Genomic DNA, 23,680 nt, shown 5'->3' with positions numbered 1-23,680 from the left:
GATTCCTCACAGGCCTGCGTGGGCGGCAATGGCGGCAGCGATGGCCAGGGCCAGCTCTTCGGGTTTGCGCTTGATCGAGTAGTTGGTCAGTTCCGGATGGCTTTCAACGAAGCTGGTATTGAACTGACCGCTGCGGAATTCCGGATTGCGCAGGATTTCCTGGTAGTAGGCGGCAGTGGTCTTCACCCCTTGCACGCGCATGTCGTCCAGAGCCCGCAGGCCGCGGTCCATGGCTTCTTCCCAGGTCAGCGCCCAGACCACCAGTTTCAGACACATCGAGTCGTAGAACGGTGGAATGGTGTAGCCGGTATAGATCGCCGTGTCGGTCCGCACGCCAGGGCCGCCGGGTGCGTAGTAACGGGTGATCTTGCCGAAGCTGGGCAGGAAGTTGTTCTTCGGATCTTCAGCATTGATCCGGAACTGCAGGGCAAAGCCGCGGTGCTGGATGTCTTCCTGCTTCACCGACAGCGGCAGGCCGGAAGCAATACGGATCTGCTCGCGAACGATATCGATACCGGTGATTTCTTCGGTGATGGTGTGTTCCACCTGCACCCGGGTGTTCATCTCCATGAAGTACACCTCGCCATCGGCGAGCAGGAACTCCACGGTACCGGCGTTCTCGTAACCCACCGCTTTGGCTGCGCGCACCGACAGGTCGCCGATATAGGCGCGCTGTTCAGGGGTCAGTTGCGGGCTTGGGGCGATTTCGATGAGCTTCTGGTTGCGGCGCTGGATCGAGCAATCGCGCTCGAACAGGTGCACAACGTTGCCGAAGCTGTCACCGAGGATCTGCGCCTCGATGTGTTTCGGATTGACGATGCATTTTTCCAGGAACACTTCCGCCGAGCCAAAGGCCTTGGTCGCTTCGGAAATCACCCGTGGGAATGCCTGTTCCAGCTCCTCGCGGCTGTTGCAGCGACGAATACCGCGGCCGCCACCACCGGAGGTGGCCTTGAGCATCACCGGGTAACCGATGCGGTCACCTTCCTCAAGCGCCTCGTGAATGTCGGCAACGTTGCCTTCGGTGCCCGGAGTCACCGGCACACCGGCTTTGATCATGCTGCGACGGGCTTCGGTCTTGTCGCCCATGCGGCGAATGACTTCGGCTGCCGGACCAATGAACTTGATCCCGCGTTCAGCACAGATGTCCGCAAGCTCAGCGTTCTCAGACAGAAAACCATAACCGGGATGCAGCGCATCACAACCGGTTTCCACGGCCAGGTTCACCAGCTTGCGCGGGTTCAGGTAACCGGCCAGGGGCTCGGCACCAATGCTGTGGGCCTCGTCTGCACGCTTGACGTGCAAGGCATGGCGGTCGGCGTCGGAGTAGATCGCCACGGAGCGAATGCCCATCTCGGCGCAGGCACGCACGATCCGAACTGCGATTTCACCCCTGTTGGCGATCAGGATTTTTTTTATCACTGGAGTATTCCCAAGGCCGCTAGAACAAACGAGCCGGCACCGCCGGTCGGCGCGTGACCAATCGTCGCTGGCCAGTCGCATCTTTACCCTAGCGCTGTCTCTGGATAAACAAAAATCAATATTTATTAGGGCGTGCATTAGCAAAAGCTTATAGTGCTGTTACAAGGTTTTGCCGGGATGTGGAAAAAATGCGTAAGTCATTGATGCGTATGACATTGCGTCAGTTGCAGATCTTCAATGAGGTCTGTGATTTGCGTTCCTACAGCCGCGCGGCCGAGGAGATGAACCTCACGCAACCCGCCGTTAGTCTACAAATCCGCCAGCTCGAAGAACTGGTGGGTCAGCCGCTGTTCGAGTACGTCGGCAAAAAACTCTACCTGACCGAGGCTGCCGAAGCCCTGCAACGCGCCAGCCGGGACATCTTCGGCCGCCTGGAAAGCCTCGACATGCAGCTCTCCGACATGCAGGGTTCGTTGCAAGGGCAGCTGAAGCTGGCAGTGGAATCCAGTGCCAAGTACTTCGTCCCGCATCTGTTTGCCGCCTTCAAGCGCCTGCACCCTGAAGTCAATCTTACCCTCACCGTGGTCAACCGGGCCCAGGCCATCCGTCGCCTCTCGGACAACCGTGACGACCTGATCATCATGTCCATGGTGCCCCAGGACATGGGCCTGGAATTCCTGCCGTTCCTCAACAATCCGATTGTCGCCGTGGCACCGCCGGATCATCCGCTGTGCAAGCTGGAAAAGCTGCGCTTGCAAGATCTTGAGCCGCATACCCTGCTGGTTCGCGAACAAGGTTCGGGCACCCGCAAGGCCTGCGAGGAGTACTTCAAGGACAAGCGCGTGCACTTCACCCAGACCCTTGAGGTCGCCTCCGCCGATGCCCAGCGCGAATGCGTGATTGCCGGCCTGGGCATTGCCCTGCTGACCCGGCATGCGCTGAACCTGGAACTGGCTACCGGGATACTGCGCGAGCTACCGGTCGAAGAACTGCCGCTGTACCGCAGCTGGTGCGTGGTGCAGGCCAAGGCCAAGCGGCAGTCGCCGGTGGCCTTGGCCTTTCTTGCGTTCATCCGCAGCGAACGAACGCAAATCAGCGGGCTTGTTGAGCGTTTTTCGGGGAGTTTGCCGCCGATACCTGCCATACGCTGATGGCTTGCAACTCGGGGTAATCGGCGATTTCCTGGAGCAGGCGGCGTTGTTCGGAGTAGCTTTCGATCGCGCGGCGGTACTCCATGCGGCGCTGATCTTTCTCCTGCTGCTTGCGGGACTTGGCGTTGGGTTGATACGAGCCATCGAGTTCACGAGCCATTGCATATCTCCCTGATCGAGTGCGGGAGTTTCAGCCTGACTACGCGGCGTTACGATTTGGCGGCGTGCCAATGACAAATCGATGAAAGGACAGATATCCCTGTGGGAGCGGGCTCGCCCCGCGATGCGATGTGGCTGAAAGACTGCAATCGCGGGGCAAGCCCGCTCCCACAGCCATACACAGGTGCAGCCAAGGCTGTATCAGTCGTCCATCGCCTTGATCGACTTGGGCGACAGGCGCAGGCTGCGCAAGCTGCGTTTGACGCTCTTGAGGTGATTGACCAGGCTCGGACCACGCGCCATGGCCACGCCCATGGCGAGCACATCGATCACCACCAGGTGGGCAATACGCGAGGTCAGCGGAGTGTAGATTTCCGTGTCTTCGTGCACGTCAATCGCCAGATTGACGGTCGACAGCTCGGCCAATGGGGTCTGGCTCGGGCACAGGGTAATCAGGGTAGCACCGCTTTCACGCACCAGGTTGGCGGTGATCAACAGGTCCTTGGAACGCCCTGATTGGGAAATGCAGATGGCCACATCACCCGGCTTCAGGGTCACCGCCGACATTGCCTGCATATGCGGGTCGGAATACGCCGCCGCCGTAAGCAGCAGACGGAAGAACTTGTGTTGGGCGTCAGCCGCCACTGCGCCGGACGCGCCAAAGCCATAGAACTCGACACGCTGGGCCTGGGCCATGGCCGAAACCGCACGTTGCAGGGCCTGAGGGTCGAGGTGCTCGCGCACTTCCATCAGGGTATGCAGGGTGGTGTCGAAAATCTTCAGGCTGTAATCGGCGACCGAGTCGTCTTCATGAATGGCGAACTGGCCAAAGCTGGCACCGGCCGCCAGGCTCTGGGCCAGCTTGAGCTTGAGGTCCTGGAACCCGGAACAACCAATGGCTCGGCAAAAGCGCACGATGGTCGGCTCGCTGATACCAACGCTGTGGGCAAGATCGGCCATGGAGCTGTGCATGACGGCTGCGGGATCCAGCAGCACGTGATCGGCAACTTTGAGTTCCGATTTGCGTAACAGATGGCGCGACTGGGCGATGTGTTGCAACAGATTCAAGGGCAGGACTCGGTTATGATCGACTGACCGGGTTGTAGCTTTCTTGTAGTTATACTACATGACCGGCGACCCGCCCAGCTAAACGAACCAGGAGAGTGGTGGTATTGACTATCCCTTGCGACATTATGGTGTTCGGCGGCACCGGTGATCTGGCACTGCACAAACTGCTTCCGGCGCTCTATCACCTGTATCGCGAGGGCCGCCTGCACATCGCCGTGCGCATCATTGCCCTGGCCCGGCGCAACCTGCCACGCAGTGAGTATCTCAAGCTCGCCGAGCGTCGCTGCCGGGCGCAGATTGCCCGCAACGACTTCGATGAGGATGTCTGGGCGCGTTTCTCCGCACGTCTGGACTACTTCGCCATGGATGCCGCGCAAAGTGCCGACTTCGGTCGCCTGGCGCGCTTTCTCGGCGAAGCGGGCGGGCTGACCCGCGTCTACTACCTGGCGACCGCACCGAACCTGTTCGTGCCGATCGCCAACCACCTGAAAGTTGCCGGTCTGGCCGAAAGCGAAGCACGCATTGTCCTGGAAAAGCCCATCGGCCATTCACTGGCGTCGGCCACCGCGATCAACCAGGCCATCGGCGCGGTGTTCGACGAGTCGCAGGTGTTTCGCATCGACCACTACCTGGGCAAGGAAACCGTGCAGAACCTCATGGCCTTGCGCTTTGCCAATGCCCTGCTGGAACCGGTGTGGCGCAACAACCAGATCGATCATGTACAGATCAGCGTGTGTGAAAGCCTCGGCGTAGAGAACCGCGGCGCTTACTACGACCGCGCCGGGGCGACCCGCGATATGCTGCAGAACCACCTGCTGCAACTGCTCTGCCTGGTGGCGATGGAGCCGCCCGCGCAATTCGAGGCGGAAGCGGTGCGCGACGAGAAGGTGAAAATCCTCAAGGCCCTCAAGCCCATCGACGGCCAGGATGTGCAGGACAAAACCGTGCGCGGTCAATACAGCGCCGGCAAGATCGGCGGCCAGGAAGTGCCTGCCTACTATTTCGAGAAAGATGTCGACAACGACAGCGATACCGAGACCTTCGTCGCCGTAGAAGCGCATATCGACAATTGGCGCTGGGCGGGTGTGCCCTTCTATCTACGCACCGGCAAGCGTCTGGCCAAACGCTCGTCGCAGATCGTTATCCAGTTCAAGCCCGTACCCCATCGCCTGTTCGAGGGCGATCAGGCCAACCAGCTGCTGATCCAGCTGCAGCCAGACGAGCGCATCAGCCTGCAGATGATGACCAAGACGCCCGGCAAGGGGATGCGCCTGGAGCCCGTCGAACTGAACCTGAACCTTGCTCAGGTATTCGGCCAGACCCGGCGCTGGGACGCCTATGAACGCCTGCTGCTGGATGTACTCGAAGGCGACTCGACGCTGTTCATGCGCCGTGACGAGGTCGAAGCGGCCTGGGCCTGGATCGATCCGATCCTCAACGGCTGGCAGGAGCACTTCCAGGCGCCAAGGCCCTACCCGGCCGGTTCCAACGGCCCGGAGCAAGCCCATAGCCTGCTGGCACGCCAGGGTAGCGCCTGGCACGACTGAAAACCTTCCTGCTCCATTGAGCGCCTCGATAACCGGAAGATGGACTTGCAACATGAGTTGCAACCCATCATCGAGGAATCAAGGCATGACCATCGCAACCAAGGACTGGACCATTCAAAACGACCTGATGCCAGGCATCGGCGGGGGAAGTTTCCGCGTGCGCGGCACCGTCACAGTCGCCCATCCAGGCATCACTCCCGTATTGGTAAAGCCCGATCTTCAGGACCGATCCTTAGCGTTGAACCTGAATCTGGAGCTGGTGCAGGAAGAAGGCATCTTTACCCAGGTACAGACTGACAAAGAAGTCTGCTTCGAGATGTCTGGCGATCACAGCTACATCCCTTGCGTGAGGGTGCTGCATGAGGGTGAGATTCTGGCCATTGTCGACGAGATCATCACCACCAACTGACGTGTCCAGCAGCAGGCCTGTGCTCAGGCACGGCCTGCTAGCTGATAAGGCGAGTCATGCTACGCCCCAGCAGCGCACCGAATGCACTGGCATCCACCGGCTTGCTGATCAGGTAACCCTGCACTTCGTCACACCCCTGCTCGCGCAGCAACGCCAACTGCTCCTGGGTTTCCACGCCCTCGGCAACCACCTTCAAATCCAGGCTCTTGGCCATGGCAATGATCGCCCGGGTGATCGCGGCGTCTTCGCTGCCTTCGTGCAGGCCACGAATAAAAGCCTGGTCGATCTTGACGTAGTCCACCGGGAAACGCTTGAGGTAGCTGAGCGATGAATAGCCCGTGCCGAAATCGTCGATTGCCAGCTTGACCCCGAGTTCATGCAGCTGCTGAAAGGTGGTGATGATGTGCTCGACGCTGTCGAGTAACTGGCTCTCGGTCAGCTCCAGCTCCAGCAGGTGGGGGGCCAGGCCGCTCTCCTCCAGGACCTGGCGCACCAGGCTGACCAGCTTGCCCTGACGCAATTGATACACCGACAGGTTCACCGAAACGCGGATCGGCGCCAGCCCCTGGCGCTGCCATTCGCAAGCCTGCCAGCAGGCCTGGCGCAGAACGAACTCACCAATGGGCGCGATCATTCCGGTCTCTTCGGCCAGGCCGATGAATTCACTGGGTGGGACCATGCCCCATTGCGGATGCTGCCAGCGCACCAACGCTTCGGCCGCCAGCAAGCGCCCCTGGCGCAGGCACAACTTGGGCTGGTAGTAGACCAGCAACTGCCGCTCCTCGATGGCCTTGCGCAAGTGGTTCTCCAGTTGCAGGCGCTCAAGGGTGCTGGCACGCAGGTTCTCGGTGTAGAACTGAAAGCTGTCGCCGCCCAGATGCTTGGCATGCTGCTTGGCCATGTCGGCCTGGCTGACCAGCGCGCCAAGATCAAAGGTTGCATCGGACAACAAGCTGATGCCCACCGAAGCACTGATCACCACTTCATGGCCATCCAGACGCTGCGGCACCCGCAGCTTGTCCAGCAGGCGCGTGGTCACCCGTACCAGGCTGGACAGGTTGTTGTAGCCATCAAACAGCACGGCAAACTCATCACCGGACAAACGCGCCACGGTATCGGCCTCCGGCACGGCGTTGGCGATGCGCTGGGCCATCTTTTTCAGCAGTTGGTCAGCCAGCTCATGCCCGAGGCTTTCATTGAGCAGCTTGAAGCGGTCCAGGTCGATGTGCAGCAATGCCAGGCTGCGGCCGTTAAGCCTTACCCGCTGCCCGGCATCGTGCAGGCGCAAGCGGAACAGCGCGCGGTTGGCCAATCCGGTCAGTTCGTCGTAATGCGCCAGGTAGCGCAGGCGCTCCTCCGACTCACGGCGGGCCGACAGGTCGGTATAGAAGCCGACAATATTGCTGATAGTGCCACGGGCATCACGTACCCCGTTCAGCTGCAGCCATTGCGGATACAAATCGCCATTCTTGCGTGCTTCAACCAACTCCCCCTGCCAGCGCCCCTGCTGATCCAGAGCCTGTTCAATGGCCAGGCTGTGCCGTCGCGCATCACGGCTGCTGGGCAGCTCCAGGGCGTTGCGTGAGAGCAGTTCTTCACGGGAGTAGCCGGTGACTTCGCAGTACGCCTGATTGACCGCCAGCAGTACGAAATCCGGGTCAAGAATGGCAATGCCTTCGCTGGCCGCCTCGAATACCGTGGCCGCCAGACGTTGCTGTTCCTCCTGAGCCTTCTGCGCAGAAACATCGCGGCGCGTGCCAAGCATGCGCACGACCTTGCCATTGGCGCCGTGCTCGACCGCCCGGCCGCGGTCTTCGATCCAGCACCAATGCCCCTGGCTGTGGCGCACCCGGTACTCGACCCGGTAATCCTCGCTGCGCCCTTTGAGGTGCTCGACCAGTGTGCGGCGCAACAGCGGTAAATCGTCTGGATGCAGGCGTGGCTTGAGGTCATTGCGCACGCTGCGTACCTGGGTCGGTTCCAGGCCGAACAATTCGCGTAGCTGGGTATGGTGGACCTCATCGGTCTCCAGGTTCCAGTCCCACAACCCCAGTTCACTGGCCTCCAGAGCCAGGGCCAGGCGCTGTTCGCTTTTGCTTAGCGCATGGTTGGCTTGATCGACCCGGGATTCCAGGCCGACCTGAGCTTCACGCAATTGTTCCTCGATCAGGCGCCGCTGCTCAACTTCGCCGGCCAGCGCCTGATTGAGGCGCTCGCTGCGCCGCTGGGCCATCTGCAGATGCTCGATCAGTGCCTGGTTCTGAAAACGTTTGAGCAGCCCGCCTTCGATCAGCCGATTGACCTGCCAGGCCACCACCAGCAACGCCCCCAGCACAATCAGGCCAAGCCAGCCCCAGCCTCGATGCTGCTCGTCGCCACTCCAGAACAAGAAGGCGATAGGCGGCAGCAGACAAGGCAAGGTAAAGCTGAGGAAGGCCGGCAGGCTGACGGCATAGGCGATACTGGCCGACAGCGTCGCCGCCCCCAGCAGGCCAAACACCCAGGCTTGCTGGACGAAGTTATCCACAGGGACCAACGCAATCGCGGCGCTGGCCAGGGTCAGGCCACTGAACGCCGAACCCAGCAAAAACATGCGCCACCAGGTCGGCTGAGCCTGGCGATCGGGCATGGCCGAATCAAACGCGGCCACCTGGATAACCCGCAGGGCCACCAGCGCCATCAACCAGACCACCCAGACGCTGACCTGCAGGTAGCGCGCCGGGCTCCAGAGCAACCAGGCACAGACCAGACCGTTGAGCAGCATGAACAGGGTGGGCAGCAACGAGCCTTGATAGAGCAGGCGGGTGCGCTCTACGGCCAGTTGCGTAGCGAATTGTTTACGAATACTCCCGCGTGTCCCCAGAGGCACGCCGACGAAGCCGGAACCAGATGTCATAGGCAGTGTTCTTGTAATGGTTAGCCCTAAACGTGCACGGAGCATACACAAGCAAACGCCTGCGCCAAACTGCTCTGGATCATTATTCTGCTCTGCGGTTTTCCGACGAAAAGCGCTCAAGCGCGCAGGCCTTGGGCTGGAGCGCGGTGACCGGCCAGTCGGGAGGACGAAGTTTTTCTACTGTATATTTGCCCAAGGGTTGCCCGCGCCCCTAAAATGGTCGGATGCGCGATGATCTCTCTCTCCTGTTGAACTCCCTCAACGACGCCCAACGCCAGGCCGTAGCGGCCCCCGTCGGTCGTCAGTTGGTCCTGGCCGGTGCCGGCTCCGGCAAGACCCGTGTGCTGGTGCACCGCATCGCCTGGTTGATCCAGGTCGAGCAGGCCTCGCCGCACTCGATCCTGTCGGTGACCTTCACCAACAAGGCCGCTGCCGAGATGCGCCAGCGTATCGAGCAATTGATGGGTATCAACCCGGCCGGTATGTGGGTAGGCACCTTCCACGGCCTGGCCCATCGCCTGTTGCGGGCGCACTGGCAGGAAGCCGGGCTGAACCAGAACTTCCAGATTCTCGACAGCGATGACCAGCAACGCCTGGTCAAGCGGGTGATCCGCGAGCTGGGCCTCGATGAGCAGCGCTGGCCGGCGCGCCAGGCCCAATGGTTCATCAACGGGCAGAAAGACGAGGGCTTGCGCCCGCAACACATCCAGGCCAGCGGCGACCTGTACCTGGGCACCATGCGCAGCATCTACGAAGCCTACGAGTCCGCTTGCCAGCGCGCCGGGGTCATCGACTTCTCCGAGCTGCTGCTGCGCGCCCTGGACCTGTGGCGCGACCATCCGGGCCTGCTCGAACATTACCAGCGACGCTTCCGCCATGTGCTGGTGGACGAATTCCAGGATACCAACGCCGTGCAGTACGCCTGGTTGCGTCTGCTGTGCAAAGGCGGCGACAGCCTGATGGTGGTTGGCGACGACGACCAGTCCATTTATGGCTGGCGCGGTGCCAAGATCGAGAACATTCACCAGTACAGCGCCGACTTCCCCGACGCCGAGATGATCCGTCTGGAGCAGAACTACCGCTCCACGGCCGGCATCCTCAAGGCCGCCAACGCCCTGATCGCCAACAACAGCGATCGCCTGGGCAAGGAACTGTGGACCGACGGCGGCGATGGCGAGCCCTTGAGCCTGTACGCGGCCTTCAACGAACACGATGAAGCGCGCTACGTGGTGGAAACCATCGAGAGCGTGCTCAAGACCGGCTTGGCCCGTAGCGACATTGCCATCCTGTATCGCTCCAACGCTCAGTCGCGGGTGCTTGAAGAAGCCTTGTTGCGCGAACGCATCCCCTACCGCATCTACGGTGGTCAGCGCTTCTTCGAACGCGCCGAGATCAAGAACGCCATGGCTTACCTGCGCCTGCTCGAAGGGCGCGGTAACGATGCGGCACTGGAGCGGGTGATCAACGTACCGCCACGGGGCATCGGCGAGAAAACCGTCGAAGCGATTCGCGACCACGCCCGGCACAGCGAGGTGTCGATGTGGGAATCGATGAACCTGCTGATCGCCAACAAGGCGCTCAAAGGCCGCGCCGCCAGTGCCCTGGCCGCGTTCATCGAGCTGATCGAAAACCTTGCCGCCAAGGTCATGGAGATGCCGCTGCACCTGATGACCCAGACAGTCATCGAGCAGTCCGGGCTGATCATCTATCACCAGGAAGAAAAAGGTGAAAAGGGTCAGGCACGGGTAGAAAACCTTGAGGAACTGGTCAGCGCCGCGCGCAACTTCGAAACCAGCGAAGAAGATGCCGAACTCTCGCCCCTGGCCGCGTTCCTCGGTCATGCTTCGCTGGAAGCCGGCGATACCCAGGCCGACGAACACGAAGACAGCATCCAGCTGATGACCCTGCACAGCGCCAAAGGCCTGGAATTCCCGCATGTGTTCCTGGTCGGCATGGAAGAAGGCCTGTTCCCGCACAAGATGAGCCTGGAAGAGCCTGGCCGTCTGGCGGAAGAACGCCGGCTGGCCTATGTCGGCATCACCCGGGCGATGCAGCAGCTAGTGATGACCTACGCTGAAACCCGGCGTCTGTATGGCAGTGAAACCTACAACAAGGTTTCCCGTTTCGTACGCGAGATACCGGCGGGACTGATCCAGGAAGTGCGCTTGTCCAACAGCGTCAGCCGCCCTTTCGGCTCAGGTCAAAAGCAGAACACCAGCAGCCTGTTCGCCAACGCGAACATTCCGCAAACTGCCTTCAATCTTGGCCAGCGCGTGCAACACGCCGTATTCGGCGAGGGCGTGATCCTCAACTTCGAAGGCTCCGGCGCCCAGGCCCGGGTGCAGGTCAACTTCGCCGAAGGCAGCAAGTGGCTGATGCTCGGCTACGCCAAGCTCGAGGCGCTTTAGGCAAAAGATGGAAACATCTTGACGCTGGTCATGTGTCCTACAACCTGTGCACCATGACGCGCGTGCAATCCACAAAACGGGAATACCCTTCTATGCAACGTTTTCTTAGCATCGCCCTGGCGTTGTGCATCGGCCTGACGATGAGCCTCGACGCCAACGCCAAACGCATGGGCGGCGGCAAAAGCTCAGGCGCCGCGCCAATGCACCAGACCCGCCAGGCTGCCCCGACCACCCCGGGTGCCTCGCCAACCGTTCCAGGTCGCGCACCGGCAGCCGCCAGTGGCGCATCGAAATGGCTCGGCCCTCTGGCCGGTATCGCCGCCGGTGGCCTGCTGGCCTCGATGTTCATGGGCGATGGCTTCGATGGCATGCAGATCTTCGACATCCTGATCATGGCGCTGATCGCCTTCCTGGTGTTCCGCTTCATCGCCGCCCGTCGCCGCAAGCAGCAGCCACAAATGGCCGCCGCCGGTCACGCGCCATTCCAGCGTGAAGCCCATCAGCCAACTGCTCAGCCGTCGATCTTCGGTGGTTCCGCCGCGCCAGCCGCTGCCGCCCGTCCGGTCATCAACGCACCGGCCTGGTTCAACGAGCAAAGCTTCCTGGCCGCTGCCCGTAACCACTTCCAGACGCTGCAGCAGCACTGGGACGCCAACGAAATGGACAAGATCGCCGAATTCGTTACCCCGCAAATGCTGCAGTTCCTCAAGCAGGAGCGTGCTGAGCTGGGTGATGGCTTCCAGTCCACCTACATCGACAACCTGGATGTGCAGCTTGAAGGCGTCGATGATCGCGCCGACAAGACCATCGCCACCCTGACCTTCAGCGGTGTGTCGAAAACCTCGCGCTTCGACCAGGGTGAAGTGTTCAGCGAAAGCTGGAACATGGAACGCGCCCAGGGCGAAAACCAGCCTTGGCTGGTCGCCGGGATCCGCCAGAACGGCTGATCTTGAGGCATTGCACAAAAAAACCCCGGGCTTGTCCCGGGGTTTTGCTTTTAGCGCAGCGGGCTACTAGGGTATAACGCGCAGCGTGTCGTAAAGGTTAGAGGATAGAACCGTGGAAGAAGTCATCGAACAGCTCCGAGAAGCCAATGAACCGGTACCGGTGCCGCTTGAGTTGCCGGACGAAGACCAGTTGGTCGAAATCGAAGAAGAGTTGTTCATCAATATTCCATTCGTCTTCAAGGAGTTCCTGCTGACGGTCAGCGACGTGGTTTATGGCAGCCTGGAGCCCGTCACTGTCACCGATCCGCAGTCGCACACCTACCTGCCGGAGGTGGCGGCCAACGCCTGGGATGCGGGTGTACCGCGAGACCTGATCCCGATCTGCCAGGATGGCGACGATTACTACTGCGTCGAAGAAGACGGCACTGTCGTGCTGTGGTCCGGCGAAGAAGAAATTGTCACCGAAGAAAGCTGGGAGTCGGTCTGGCACTGGGCTCGGGACGTCTGGCTGGAAAGCTGAATGAGAAATATCCTCACAAATTAATGGCCCTTAGCCATTAATGTTCGTAGAATCGCCATGCCTTCCTGTGCGTGGCGATTTGCTACCGCTCCATCCCCTCGGACATTCGAATCGTCTCGCGCAGGAAGCGTCTTGCCCCGTCACCCTAGTGGTGATTCTCCTGATGATTGTCCAGCGTCTCCAGCAAGGCGATCTGCATGCGTGTGTGCACGCGGATGAGCCAGCGCCAGAGCAACGCCGCCACACCCGCCGCCACCACCACAATCAGCACCAGCAATTCGCTGGTCGGCAGAATGCTCGCCGAAAGTGCCGACAACAGCAGAAAGATCACCAGCAGCGACAACAGCGGAATGACCTCGGCAATCACCCGGCGCACCCGTTGGGTATGACGCCCGGCCATTTCCGGCTTGACGCCCATCTCGGCCAACAGCATCGACAGTGCCTTGAGCTTGCGATAGGCGGCAATCAGGAAGGGTAGCGACAGCAATAGTGCAGCGCCCCAGATCAGCGCCTTCTGCTGGCCTACATCGCTGATCCATGCCCCCAGGTATTCGCCGATGCGCGCAGCGAAATAGCCGCCACTGAAAAAGATCGCCACCACCAGTGCCAGGTTCACCCCCACCTGCAGCAGAATGCGCCGGATCATCGAAGCCAGTAACGCGCCCTCGCCGTGGGGCTGGATACTGCGCAGCCACTCGCCGTACAGCGACAACACCCGTGCCAGGCGGCGCGGGACGACCTTGGCAAGCTTCAGCGACAAAGGGTCGGCGCCACGGATCAGATAAGGCGTGAGCAGCGTGGTGATGGCCGATACGGCTACCGCGACCGGGTAGAGAAAGTCGCTGGTGACCTGCAGGGTCATGCCCAGCGCCGCGATGATGAAGGAGAACTCGCCAATCTGAGACAGCCCCATCCCTACCCGTAGCGAGGTGCGTCCGTCATTGCCGGCGATAAATGCCCCCATGCCACAGGACAGCATCTTGCCCAACACCACGGCCACGGTAATGACCACGATCGGCCAGGCATATTCGACCAGCACCAGCGGGTCGATCATCATGCCGATGGCGACAAAGAAAATCGCACTGAACAGGTCGCGAACCGGTTCGATCAGCCGCTCGATTTTCAGCAACTGCCGCGACTCGGCCATGATTGCACCGATCAGGAAAGCCCCCAGCACCATGCTGTACTCGAGTTTGACCACCAGCAGACAGAAGCCGAAACACAGGCCCAGCACGGTGATCAACAGCATCTCGTTGCTTTCGAAACGTGCGACGTAGGCCAGCAGCCGCGGCACCAGCAGAATGCCGATGACCAGCGCCACAATCATGAACAGCGACAGCTTGCCGACGGTGGAAAACACTTCGCCGGAACTGACCGAGCCACTGACGGCGATCCCCGAGAGCAAGGCGATGATGCCGATACCGAGAATATCCTCGACGATCAGCACGCCGAAGATCAGTTGGGCAAAGCGCTCGTTCTTCATTTTCAGGTCGTTGAGCGCCTTGACGATGATGGTGGTCGAGGAAATCGCCAGAATCGCACCCAGAAACAGCGAATCCATGGTGCTCCAACCGAACCAGCGGCCGATCTCGAAGCCAATCCAGATCATCAGCACGATTTCCAGGAACGCCGCGATAAACGCCGTGGCGCCGACCTTGAACAGCTTGCGCAGGCTGAACTCCAGGCCCAGGCAGAACATCAGGAAGATTACCCCGAGCTCGGCGAGGGTCTTGATCGTGTCTTCGTCGTGAATCAGGCCAAACGGTGGGGTGTGCGGGCCGATGATAAAGCCGGCGACGATGTAACCCAGCACCACCGGCTGCTTGAAACGGTGAAAGAGGATGGTGACCACTCCCGCAACCAGCATGATCACTGCCAAGTCCTGGATAAAGCTTATGGCATGCACGGCGTGGTACTCCTTACCTTGAGACGAAGGACAAACCGCTGCTCATCCCAGGAATAGACTGATTGAGTTGCGGGTACATAGTGTTTTTAATGTAGAAAACCCACCTTGCATGGGCCTCCTCAGGTTAACACTGCCGCCTGTCGCGCAAAGCCGGTGCAATAAGTGGAAACAGATCGACCAAATCAACGCCGCAAATGGCACAAACAGCGTGACGGCAAGGCCGCTGTCAGCGTCCCGTCTTTAGATGGGAATCGTAATAGGGGAAAGAAGCGTGAATACCAGTCGCCACCCCGCCTCAGCGCAACCTAACCGTGAGCACACTATGGAACCTGGAAACGCCCAGCTGTCGATGACCGTCCTGATGACCCCGGACATGGCCAACTTTTCTGGCAACGTTCATGGCGGCACACTGCTGAAATACCTCGATGAAGTCGCCTATGCCTGCGCCAGCCGCTATGCCGGGCGTTATGTGGTGACCCTGTCGGTAGACCAGGTGGTCTTTCGCGAGCCGGTACATGTCGGCGAGCTGGTGACCTTTCTTGCCTCGGTCAACTACACCGGCAACACCTCGATGGAAGTCGGCATCAAGGTGGTCACCGAAAACATTCGCGAGCGTTCGGTACGCCACAGCAACAGCTGTTTTTTCACCATGGTCGCCGTCGATGACGACCGCAAACCTGTAGCGGTACCGCCGCGCCAGCCAGAAAGCAGCGAAGAAAAGCGCCGCTTCCTGCAAGGCAAGCAGCGCCGGCTGATTCGCCAGGAGCTGGAAAAACGCTACCAGGAGCTCAAGGGCGACACCCTTTAACAGCTCAGGCGCCGAGCCTCGAAGCGCACCCGTGGATGCACGATGCGGTCCTGGGCCCGCACCAGCTCGAGTTCGTAGCTGGCGCAGGCCTGGGTTTCGAGCAGTACTTCATGGACGGCGGCGGCGGTGAATTCGAACGCTGCCAGGCAGCTATCGCCCAGCAGCAGGCGCGCCAGGAACAGCCCTGACGTCAGGTCGCCCACGCCCACCGGTTGACGCGGAAAGGCCAGCAGCGGCCGGCGCAGGTGCCAGCTGCCTTCGGCGGTGACCAACAGCATCTCGAAATCTTCCGCGCCGCGTCCTGGATAAGCCAGGTGCTTGACCAGCACCGTCTTCGGCCCACGTTCCAGCAGGCTGCGAGCCATGCTCACGCAATCCTCCAGGGACTGCGGCCGGCGATCACAGAAACTGTCCAGTTCCAGCTGGTTCGGGCACAACACATCAGCGGCGGCCAACGCTTCTTCGAGCAGAAAGCGGCTGACTTCGGCCGGTACGATGCAGCCCTTTTCCGGATGCCCCATGACCGGGTCACACAGGTACAAGGCCTTGGGGTTGGCCGCCTTGATCCGCGCCACGCCACTGAGGATCGCGCGCCCCTGCTCGGCGCTGCCCATGTAGCCGGACAACACTGCATCGCAATTGCCCAACTCGCCGATCGCGGCAATGCCCTCGACCAGTGCGGGAATTTGAGCTGGCGCAAGCACTTCTCCCGTCCACTGGCCATACTGAGTGTGATTGGAGAACTGCACGGTATTGAGTGCCCAGACATTCACACCGACCCGCTGCATCGGGAACACTGCCGCGCCATTACCGGCATGGCCGAAAACTACATGGGACTGGATGGCGAGCAGATGCGGCGTACGTTTCATGCAAGACTTCCGAAGCAGTGAATTGAAAGACAAGACGTGCAGTATGGCGTCAAATGCCACCTGTACGACAGAGCGGGGAGGCAGTTAAGCTGGGCGTACTTCGTTGGAGTAAATGTAAATGCTGACCCTGGGTAATCTCGCCGTGCTGATGCTGCTGGCTACAGCTGGCGCCTGGCTGTGGCACAACCACGGATTGCGTGAAAAGGCCCTGGAACGGGTCAAGCAGCACTGTGCAAAACTCGATCTGGAACTGCTCGATGGCAACGTGGCGCTCAAGCGCATCGGTTTTGTCCGCGACGCCCAGGGTCGCAAGCGCCTGGCCCGTGTGTATAACTTCGAGTTCACCGTCACCGGAGAGCAACGCCACCCGGGCACTGTCACCCAGTTTGGTGCCCACAGCATGCAGATCGAACTGGCGCCCTACCCGTTCGAAATCAAACCGGCACAGCATGCTGACAACGTCATCGAAATGAATCAGTGGCGCCAGGACCATAACCGCTGGCGTAACTAGAGCCGGCAAGCCTGCATGGCTTGCTGCAGCAGCTTTTGATCCTGTGCGCTGGCGAAAATCAGCTCGATGCGCGAGTCACGCCGCCATTCGCTGGGTTGCCAGTGCAGATCGCCCTGCCCGCCTACCGCGTTGATCGACTGCCAACCTTGCAGGCTGTGGATAACCAGTTTTGCCCGGCGCCAGTTGAAATCACGCAACAACTGTTCGAGAAGCGAGCGTTCAAACCTCTGTTGCGGATGCCAGCGCCAGCCGATACTCCAGCCCTCGGCAGCGTCCTGAATACTGCAGATTGGCTCCTGTGGATTTATCCACAAGGCCGCCGTAGGCCCGGCTGTACTGGGCAGAACCAGCTTATCCACAGATGCGGTTTCGCCCGGTGCAAACACTTGGGTGGGCAACTCCGATAACGGCAATCTCCCCTGCTCGGTCCAGTACAGCGACTGACGGGGCAGCTGTGAAGTTATCCACAAGCGCTTTTCATCATCCAGCCCTTGGGATTTATTCAGCACCAGCAAGCCTGCGTCGGCCAACGCGTTCTGCTGCGCCTCAGGTAAAGCGCTGCCCGCTGCAAGTTGCTCGGCATCCAGCACCATGACCGCTGGCTGTACGGCCAATACCCCACGCCATGGCGGCTGCCGAAGCTGCTCCAGCAATTGCAGTGGATGTCCCAACCCCGAAGGTTCGATAAACAACCGGTGCGGTTTGGCTTTGCGCAGTAAACGCCCCAGTCCGACCTGAAAAGGCGCACCGTTGACGCAACACAGGCAGCCACCCGCCACCTCGCCCATGGCGATGCCCTGATCATCGGTGCTCAGCAACGCCGCATCCAGGCCGATCTGACCGAATTCATTGATCAGAATCGCCCAGCGCTCGTTTACCGGTCGCTGGGCCATTAACTGACGGATAAGGCTGGTTTTGCCGGCCCCCAAAGGTCCGGCAATAACGTGGGTAGGGATGTTCTGCAGCATATGACGTTAGGCGTCCTGGATTTTCATCACTATGCCTTGAAATCAGTCCATTGCGTCAAGCCGCCTCTTCGTCATGCCAAGGGCCGAAAGGATCTGCCAGTTGGCACCAGCTTTCGGCGCCTTCAGCCATTTCCGCGTCGCTCAGCAGGCAAGCGTCCAGCTCGGCCGTCAACTGGGCGAAGTCAATGTTCTGACCGATGAACACCAGCTCCTGACGGCAATCGCCGCAGTCGGCCGTCCAGTTGTTGAGGATTGCTGCCGTACTCTGTTCATCTTGCGGCCAGTGCTGACGCGGCACAAAGCGCCACCAGCGTCCGGCAAAACCGTAACGCATCATGCCCCCGGCCTGCGACCAGCTGCCGGCCTCCTGATGCTTGCTGGCCAGCCAGAAGAATCCTTTCGAGCGCAGCAAGCGGCCATTACTCCACGCGCTGTGGATAAAGTCGAAGAAGCGTTGCGGATGCAGCGGTCGACGGGCCTGCCAGGTGCTGGCGGCGATACCGTACTCCTCGGTTTCCGGCACATGCTCACCGCGCAGTTCCTGCAGCCATCCCGGGGCCTGGGCGGCACGCTCGAAATCGAACAGACCGGTATTGAGGATCGACGCCAAAGGCACCTGGCCCATGATCATCGGTACGATCCGCGCATGGGCATTGAGGCTGCGCAGGATGGCGCTGAGCTCTTCGCGCTCATGGCTGCTGATCAGGTCGATCTTGCTGAGCAGGATCACATCGGCAAACTCCACTTGTTCGATCAGCAGGTCACTGATCGAACGCTGGTCGTCCTCGCCCAGGGTTTCGCCATGGCTGGCCAGGCTTTCAGCCGCCTGGTAATCACGCAGGAAGTTCAACCCGTCGACAACCGTGACCATGGTGTCCAGCCGCGCCTGATCGGCCAGGCTGCGGCCCTGCTCATCACGGAAGGTAAATGTCTCGGCAACCGGTAGCGGTTCGGAGATGCCGGTGGACTCGATCAGCAGGTAGTCAAAGCGGCCCTCACGCGCCAACCGGCCAACCTCTTCAAGCAAGTCCTCACGCAGGGTGCAGCAAATGCAGCCGTTGCTCATCTCCACCAGTTTTTCTTCAGCGCGGTTGAGGCTGACATTGCGTTGCACCTCGCTGGCATCGATGTTGATTTCACTCATGTCGTTGACGATCACTGCCACCCGCAGGTTCTCGCGGTTGCGCAGGACATGGTTGAGCAGGGTGCTTTTGCCGGCACCCAGAAAGCCGGAAAGCACGGTGACGGGAAGGCGGTTGGGCATGGTCAGATCCTCATCGGGGCAGGTGCATTCGAACGATGCATTGCGCAATGTTATATTATAACAATACAATCTCGCCAAGCTGCTTTATCTGAACTCGACCGAAGGCCCCTCGAAGGACGCCAAAAATGAAACTGTTGTGCCTGTCTGCCACTGCCCTCTTGCTGCTGTGCCTGCCTGTTGCAGCCATGGCTGTTCCACTGAGCAAAGGCTTGGCGCTGTGCACCCGTAGCGCCACCTTGCTGGCATGTGGTGATGCGCAAGGCAATTACTACAGCGTGCGCAGCGAGGGCAGCACGACGTATCTGCGTGGTTATGAAGTGCAAGGACGGCGGCTATGGACACAAACCAACAGCCGCTACGGGCAGCTGACGTTCTACACCGGCCTGGCCAGTGACGGTGAAACCTGGGTGGGTTACAGCCGCAAAGTCGGCTGGACCACTTTCAATCGGGTTTCCAGCTCCAGCGGTCAGCGCTTCAACCTGCACTGCAATCGCCTGAGCGGCTGCCAGTAATCACTCTCGCCCAACAGAATACGAGCTGCCCATGACTGCCCTCACGCTTCCTGATATTGCCGCGCAATCCATTCACACCTCCTTGCCCCTGGACTGGGTAGGCATGTGCAACATTGCTTTGCCTGTGTTGTTTGATGGCAGCACGATGCGTGCAAGTGCCGACGCGGGCGTCAGCCTGGACGATGGCAGCTCACGCGGAATCCACATGTCGCGGCTGTATCTGGCACTGGAGGTGTTCGAACAGCAGCCTTTAACACCTCTGCTCATTCACCAGGTGCTGGATACTTTTCTGGAAAGCCACGCAGGAATATCCGCAGGCGCTTACTTGAATTTACGCTTCGAACTCATGCTCAAACGGCCGGCATTGATCAGCCCGTTGGCGGGGTGGAAAGCCTATCCGGTCAGCCTTTCTGCACAGCTAAAAGACGAAGTGTTCCACGTGGAACTAAAAGTGCAGCTGGATTACTCCTCCACCTGCCCTTGCTCTGCTGCCTTGGCCAGGCAATTGATTCAACAGCAATTCCTCACCGATTTCGGCAACCGTAGCCTCAGTCATGAGGCTGTACTCAGCTGGTTGGGCAGCGCCCAGGGGGTGGTGGCAACGCCTCACAGCCAACGCAGTGTGGCGCAACTGCAGATACGCTTGAAGCAAGGGCTCAGCGAACTGCCGATCAGGGCACTGATCGATCAGGCTGAGGCGGCACTCGGCACCGCCGTGCAGACTGCGGTGAAGCGCGCAGACGAACAGGCCTTTGCCTTGGCCAACGGTCAGAACCTGATGTTCTGTGAAGACGCCGCTCGACGCCTGCACCTGGCCCTGCAACACCTGACCTGGCTGAGCGGCTTCAGCCTGCGCGTGGAACATGCAGAAAGTCTGCATGCCCACGATGCGGTTGCTCACAGCCAGTGGCACTGGTAACGCAGTTCAAGGTGCTTTAGGTTCGCGGCTTGACGCTACCGCAGTCGTCGCCCAGCCAAACGGCACGCGTGTTCATGCTGCCTTGTTGCTGGACACCCGAAGCATTGAAGGTGCCGTTCACCGTGGTGGTGAACTCTTTATCACTCTGGAATGTGGCTACCCCATTACCCTGCGCTTTCGGGCAGCTGAAGGTGAACTTCCAGACATTGCCCGTGCGCTCGGTAATCTTCTGGGTGCAACCGGACTTCGGGTCCTGCAACGGGATATCGTTGGTCTTGACCTGCTCAGGCGTCAGGCACGAGCGCACGCCCTGACCGGCGACACTGATCCCCTGCTTGGCCAGACCGCCTTCAATCATCGCCCGCTGCTCGGGCGGCAGGTTCTTCAACTGGCCGAGCATGAAGCCCATGTCCGGCAGCGCCTTGCCATCGACCTGCATGTTGCTGGTGGTCAACTCCCACAACCCCGGTTGCAACATCTGCGCATGCACCAACGGGCTCGATACACCCAGGACCAATGCCAGCATTGGCAGACGACTTTTCATGTAATGACTCCTCGAAACTCCAGCCCCAAGCTGGAACACAGCTTAGACGTCAATTTGCCCTTTCGGTTGCAAGTACCGTGTGGAACATGCTCTGTTAGAGGCAGTGCCTTTGGACAGCAGGATGCATATGGATTACCACAGCCCCTACTTCTTCGGTTACCTGATCGGTGCCCTGCACTTGCTTGGTGCCATCGCCGCCATGCATGCGGTGCTCACCGTGCGCACTGCCCAGGGTGCAATTGCCTGGGCCTTGTCGCTACTGTTTATCCCCTACTTCACCTTGATCCCTTATCTGGTATTCGGCAGCCGCACCTTCGACGCTTACATCCAGGCGCGACGCCAGGCCAACCGCGAAATGCATGTAGCCATGGCCGACCTCAACTGGCGGCCGTGGGTCGATGAAGCGCTGGCAGCACGCAACTCCGAATCCTATGGCGCACTTCGGGCCATGCCCAGGTTGGGACGGATGCCGTGTCTGGCGAACAACCAGGTGCGCCTGCTGATCGACGGCAAGGCAACTTTCGACGCGATCTTTGCCGCCATCGAGCAAGCACGTGACACGGTGCTGGTGCAGTTCTTCATCATCCATGACGACAAGCTGGGGCGCGCCTTGCAAGCCCTGCTGCTGAAGAAAGCCGCCGAAGGGGTAAACATCTATGTGCTGTACGACCGGGTCGGCAGCCACGCCCTGCCCGCCAGCTACAGTCAAAAGCTGCGCGACGGTGGTGTGAACGTCCGCGCCTTCGCCACGCGCCGTGGTTGGTTCAACCGCTTCCAGGTCAACTTTCGCAACCATCGCAAGATCGTCGTGGTCGATGGCGTGCAGGGTTTTCTCGGCGGGCACAACGTCGGCGACGAGTACCTGGGCGAAAAGCCCAGGCTCTCACCCTGGCGCGATACCCATGTGCAAGTCAGCGGGCCGGTGCTGGCCTGCCTGCAGGAATCCTTTGCCGAGGACTGGTTCTGGGCCGCACGCAAACTGCCGCCGCTGATCCTGCCGGACACCTACCCCGAAGATGGCGTGCTCTGTCAGGTACTGGCCAGTGGTCCGGCCGACCCTCAGGAAACCTGCTCGCTGTTCTTCGTCGAAGCCATCCATTCGGCAAGGGAGCGGCTGTGGATTACCAGTCCCTACTTCATTCCTGATGAGGCGGTGGCCGCCGCACTACGCCTGGCCGTATTTCGCGGAGTGGATGTACGTATCCTTTTGCCGTCGCGTGCGGACCATCGCATCGTCTATGCCGCATCCAGCCTGTATGCCTTCGAAGCGGTGCGCGCCGGGGTAAGGATGTTCCGCTATGGTCCGGGCTTCCTGCACCAGAAGGTGGTGCTGATCGACAACGAGATCAGCGCCATCGGCAGCGCCAACCTCGACAACCGTTCGTTCCGCCTGAACTTTGAAGTGATGCTGCTGACGGTCGATCGCGCCTTCGCCGATCAGGTCGAAGCCATGCTCATCCATGACTTCGACCAGGCCCGGGAGATCAGTGCCGAGGACAGCCAGGACACCCACCGCCTACAACTGTTGGGCATGCGTATCGCCCGGCTGATTTCACCGATTCTCTAAGCACCTCAGCGATAGAGGTCCTCGCGGGTCAGCGGCAGGTCATGATGACCGTCGGCATAAGGTTTGACCGCGAGGATCTGGTGCAGGTTGATCCAGCCCTTGGCGAAGGCGTAGGAACAGCCAGCCAGGTACAGGCGCCAGATCCGCAGGGCCTTTTCCGGCACTAGCGTCGAGGCTGCTTGTAACTGGTTTTCCAGGCGGTCGCTCCAGTGCTTGAGCGTGCGCGCGTAGTGCAGGCGCAGGCTCTCGACATCGACAATCTCAAGACCGGCATGGCTGATGCTGGCAGCGATCATCGACAAGTGTGGTAGCTCGCCGTGAGGGAACACATAGCGCCCAATGAAACTACCCGCGCCCCGCCCTACCGGGCGCCCATCAATATGCTTGGCGGTGATGCCGTGGTTCATCACCAGACCACCTTCGCGCACGGCACCGAACAGACGCTCAGAGTACAACGCCAGGTTGGCATGGCCGACGTGCTCGAACATGCCGACACTGACCACCTTGTCGAAGCGGCCATCCTGAGGGATGTCGCGGTAGTCGAGAATCTGCAGCTTCACCTGGTTCTGCAGACCTTCGTCCTTGACCCGTTGGCGGCCGAGCTTGAGCTGCTCTTTGCTCAGGGTGATACCTAACACCTTGGCGCCAAACTCCCGGGCGGCAAAGCGCGACAACCCACCCCAACCACAGCCGACATCGAGCAGGTAGTCACCCTTCTGCAAGCGCAGCTTGCGGCACAGGTGCTCGAACTTGTTCTGCTGGGCCTGCTCAAGGGTGTCCTGCTCGGTTTTGAAGTAGGCGCAGGAATAGGCCATGTCGCGGTCCAGCCACAGCTGGTAGAAGTCGTTGGACAGGTCGTAGTGATAGGAAATCGCCGCCGCGTCAGTTTCCTTGTCATGCTCGCTGCGCACCGGCAGGTCGTCGACTTCATGCTTGAGCAAGGCTTCGCTGAGCTCATCGCAAATCCGGATCACCTCGCCGATGGTGCCCTCCAGCTCCAACTTGCCTTCGACGAAGGCGGCGCCCAGCTCGTCCAGGCTCGGATGGGCCAGTTGGGTGATCAGCTGCGGATCCTTGACCAGGATGGTGACCTGCGGTTTTGGCCCCAGATCGAACTCATGACCATCCCACAGCTTCAGGCGCAGTGGCAGTCGCAGGCTTTGCAGAACAGGCGGAAGTTGCGCAAGCATGAAATGAGCCTCCCTTTTTCATCGGACGTCACCGCCAAAGGGTAGTTCATCTGTCGGAAGTTTCAGCTTATCGCGACCATAGCCTGAAGCTGTCG

The 23,680-nt window shown here is 60.3% G+C and carries 21 protein-coding genes; 11 read left to right on the top strand and 10 right to left on the bottom strand.

Features of this window, described 5'->3' with window-relative positions:
• Positions 1-6 precede the first annotated feature (6 nt).
• Positions 7-1,422 (bottom strand): acetyl-CoA carboxylase biotin carboxylase subunit, encoded by a 1,416-nt coding sequence (locus AC07OF_RS00930; protein WP_045186243.1) that lies wholly within the window; start codon positions 1,420-1,422, stop codon positions 7-9.
• A 203-nt stretch (positions 1,423-1,625) separates the two neighbouring features.
• On the opposite strand from AC07OF_RS00930, the gene AC07OF_RS00925 reads away from it, so the two are divergent.
• Positions 1,626-2,573: a LysR family transcriptional regulator gene (locus AC07OF_RS00925; protein WP_198325419.1), complete on the top strand. Its 948-nt coding sequence runs from the start codon at positions 1,626-1,628 to the stop codon at positions 2,571-2,573.
• On the opposite strand, the gene AC07OF_RS00920 is transcribed toward AC07OF_RS00925, so the two are convergent.
• The gene (locus AC07OF_RS00920; protein ID WP_075226612.1) at positions 2,515-2,733 is read right to left on the bottom strand and encodes a PA3496 family putative envelope integrity protein; all 219 of its coding nucleotides are present in this window, start codon (positions 2,731-2,733) and stop codon (positions 2,515-2,517) included. The genes AC07OF_RS00925 and AC07OF_RS00920 overlap by 59 nt on opposite strands.
• A 200-nt stretch (positions 2,734-2,933) precedes the next feature.
• Positions 2,934-3,800, bottom strand: coding sequence for a transcriptional regulator HexR (gene hexR / locus AC07OF_RS00915; RefSeq protein ID WP_038616018.1), 867 nt, complete (start codon positions 3,798-3,800; stop codon positions 2,934-2,936).
• Positions 3,801-3,904: 104 nt separating this feature from the next.
• Here hexR and zwf point away from each other — a divergent pair, with 104 nt between their 5' ends.
• Positions 3,905-5,347 (top strand): glucose-6-phosphate dehydrogenase, encoded by a 1,443-nt coding sequence (gene zwf, locus AC07OF_RS00910; RefSeq protein WP_157190570.1) that lies wholly within the window; start codon positions 3,905-3,907, stop codon positions 5,345-5,347.
• Positions 5,348-5,432: 85 nt separating this feature from the next.
• Positions 5,433-5,756 carry a hypothetical protein gene (locus tag AC07OF_RS00905; protein ID WP_157190571.1) on the top strand — a complete coding sequence of 108 codons (324 nt, stop codon included), beginning with the start codon at positions 5,433-5,435 and terminating at the stop codon, positions 5,754-5,756.
• Positions 5,757-5,793: 37 nt separating this feature from the next.
• On the opposite strand, the gene AC07OF_RS00900 is transcribed toward AC07OF_RS00905, so the two are convergent.
• A complete protein-coding gene (locus AC07OF_RS00900) occupies positions 5,794-8,652 on the bottom strand; it encodes a putative bifunctional diguanylate cyclase/phosphodiesterase (RefSeq protein ID WP_157190572.1) in 2,859 nt (952 codons plus the stop codon).
• Between the two features lie 224 nt (positions 8,653-8,876).
• On the opposite strand from AC07OF_RS00900, the gene uvrD reads away from it, so the two are divergent.
• From uvrD to AC07OF_RS00885, 3 genes are all read left to right on the top strand, one after another.
• Positions 8,877-11,060 (top strand): DNA helicase II, encoded by a 2,184-nt coding sequence (gene uvrD / locus AC07OF_RS00895; protein WP_157190573.1) that lies wholly within the window; start codon positions 8,877-8,879, stop codon positions 11,058-11,060.
• Positions 11,061-11,152: 92 nt separating this feature from the next.
• Entirely contained in the window at positions 11,153-12,007 is an 855-nt protein-coding gene (locus AC07OF_RS00890; RefSeq protein WP_157190574.1) for a Tim44 domain-containing protein, read from the top strand.
• 112 nt (positions 12,008-12,119) lie between these two features.
• Entirely contained in the window at positions 12,120-12,527 is a 408-nt protein-coding gene (locus AC07OF_RS00885; protein ID WP_038616029.1) for an SMI1/KNR4 family protein, read from the top strand.
• 145 nt (positions 12,528-12,672) lie between these two features.
• Here the strand turns inward: AC07OF_RS00885 and AC07OF_RS00880 are convergent, their stop codons facing one another.
• A complete protein-coding gene (locus AC07OF_RS00880; RefSeq protein ID WP_157190575.1) occupies positions 12,673-14,433 on the bottom strand; it encodes a cation:proton antiporter in 1,761 nt (586 codons plus the stop codon).
• Between the two features lie 322 nt (positions 14,434-14,755).
• On the opposite strand from AC07OF_RS00880, the gene AC07OF_RS00875 reads away from it, so the two are divergent.
• Positions 14,756-15,241, top strand: coding sequence for an acyl-CoA thioesterase (locus AC07OF_RS00875; RefSeq protein WP_157190576.1), 486 nt, complete (start codon positions 14,756-14,758; stop codon positions 15,239-15,241).
• Here AC07OF_RS00875 and pdxY read toward each other — a convergent pair.
• On the bottom strand, positions 15,238-16,110 hold the full coding sequence (gene pdxY / locus AC07OF_RS00870; protein WP_157190577.1) for a pyridoxal kinase PdxY: 873 nt from the start codon (positions 16,108-16,110) through the stop codon (positions 15,238-15,240). The two genes, AC07OF_RS00875 and pdxY, sit on opposite strands and share 4 nt — an antisense overlap.
• Positions 16,111-16,228: 118 nt before the next feature.
• Here pdxY and AC07OF_RS00865 point away from each other — a divergent pair, with 118 nt between their 5' ends.
• The gene (locus AC07OF_RS00865; protein WP_157190578.1) at positions 16,229-16,621 is read left to right on the top strand and encodes a DUF3301 domain-containing protein; all 393 of its coding nucleotides are present in this window, start codon (positions 16,229-16,231) and stop codon (positions 16,619-16,621) included.
• Here the strand turns inward: AC07OF_RS00865 and AC07OF_RS00860 are convergent.
• Positions 16,618-17,589, bottom strand: coding sequence for a CobW family GTP-binding protein (locus AC07OF_RS00860; protein ID WP_157190579.1), 972 nt, complete (start codon positions 17,587-17,589; stop codon positions 16,618-16,620). The two genes, AC07OF_RS00865 and AC07OF_RS00860, sit on opposite strands and share 4 nt — an antisense overlap.
• A gap of 55 nt (positions 17,590-17,644) precedes the next feature.
• A complete protein-coding gene (zigA, locus tag AC07OF_RS00855; RefSeq protein ID WP_157190580.1) occupies positions 17,645-18,853 on the bottom strand; it encodes a zinc metallochaperone GTPase ZigA in 1,209 nt (402 codons plus the stop codon).
• Between the two features lie 125 nt (positions 18,854-18,978).
• Between zigA and AC07OF_RS00850 the strand changes: the two genes are divergently transcribed.
• Together AC07OF_RS00850 and folE2 are read left to right on the top strand one after the other, a co-directional pair.
• Positions 18,979-19,365, top strand: a complete 387-nt coding sequence (locus tag AC07OF_RS00850; protein WP_476446261.1) for a glutamine synthetase — start codon at positions 18,979-18,981, stop codon at positions 19,363-19,365.
• A 31-nt stretch (positions 19,366-19,396) separates the two neighbouring features.
• On the top strand, positions 19,397-20,284 hold the full coding sequence (folE2, locus tag AC07OF_RS00845; protein WP_495072489.1) for a GTP cyclohydrolase FolE2: 888 nt from the start codon (positions 19,397-19,399) through the stop codon (positions 20,282-20,284).
• 16 nt (positions 20,285-20,300) lie between these two features.
• Here the strand turns inward: folE2 and AC07OF_RS00840 are convergent, their stop codons facing one another.
• Positions 20,301-20,828: a DUF3617 domain-containing protein gene (locus AC07OF_RS00840; RefSeq protein ID WP_157190582.1), complete on the bottom strand. Its 528-nt coding sequence runs from the start codon at positions 20,826-20,828 to the stop codon at positions 20,301-20,303.
• Positions 20,829-20,955: 127 nt separating this feature from the next.
• On the opposite strand from AC07OF_RS00840, the gene cls reads away from it, so the two are divergent.
• A complete protein-coding gene (gene cls, locus AC07OF_RS00835; RefSeq protein ID WP_495072488.1) occupies positions 20,956-22,395 on the top strand; it encodes a cardiolipin synthase in 1,440 nt (479 codons plus the stop codon).
• Positions 22,396-22,400: 5 nt separating this feature from the next.
• On the opposite strand, the gene cfaB is transcribed toward cls, so the two are convergent.
• Positions 22,401-23,585: a C17 cyclopropane fatty acid synthase CfaB gene (gene cfaB / locus AC07OF_RS00830; protein ID WP_495072487.1), complete on the bottom strand. Its 1,185-nt coding sequence runs from the start codon at positions 23,583-23,585 to the stop codon at positions 22,401-22,403.
• Positions 23,586-23,680 lie beyond the last annotated feature (95 nt).

The organism is Pseudomonas sp. GW821-FHT10B02, assembly GCF_059415665.1.
Note: the sequence above shows the minus strand (reverse complement) of the source record. Positions and strands in the feature narration are given on the sequence as shown.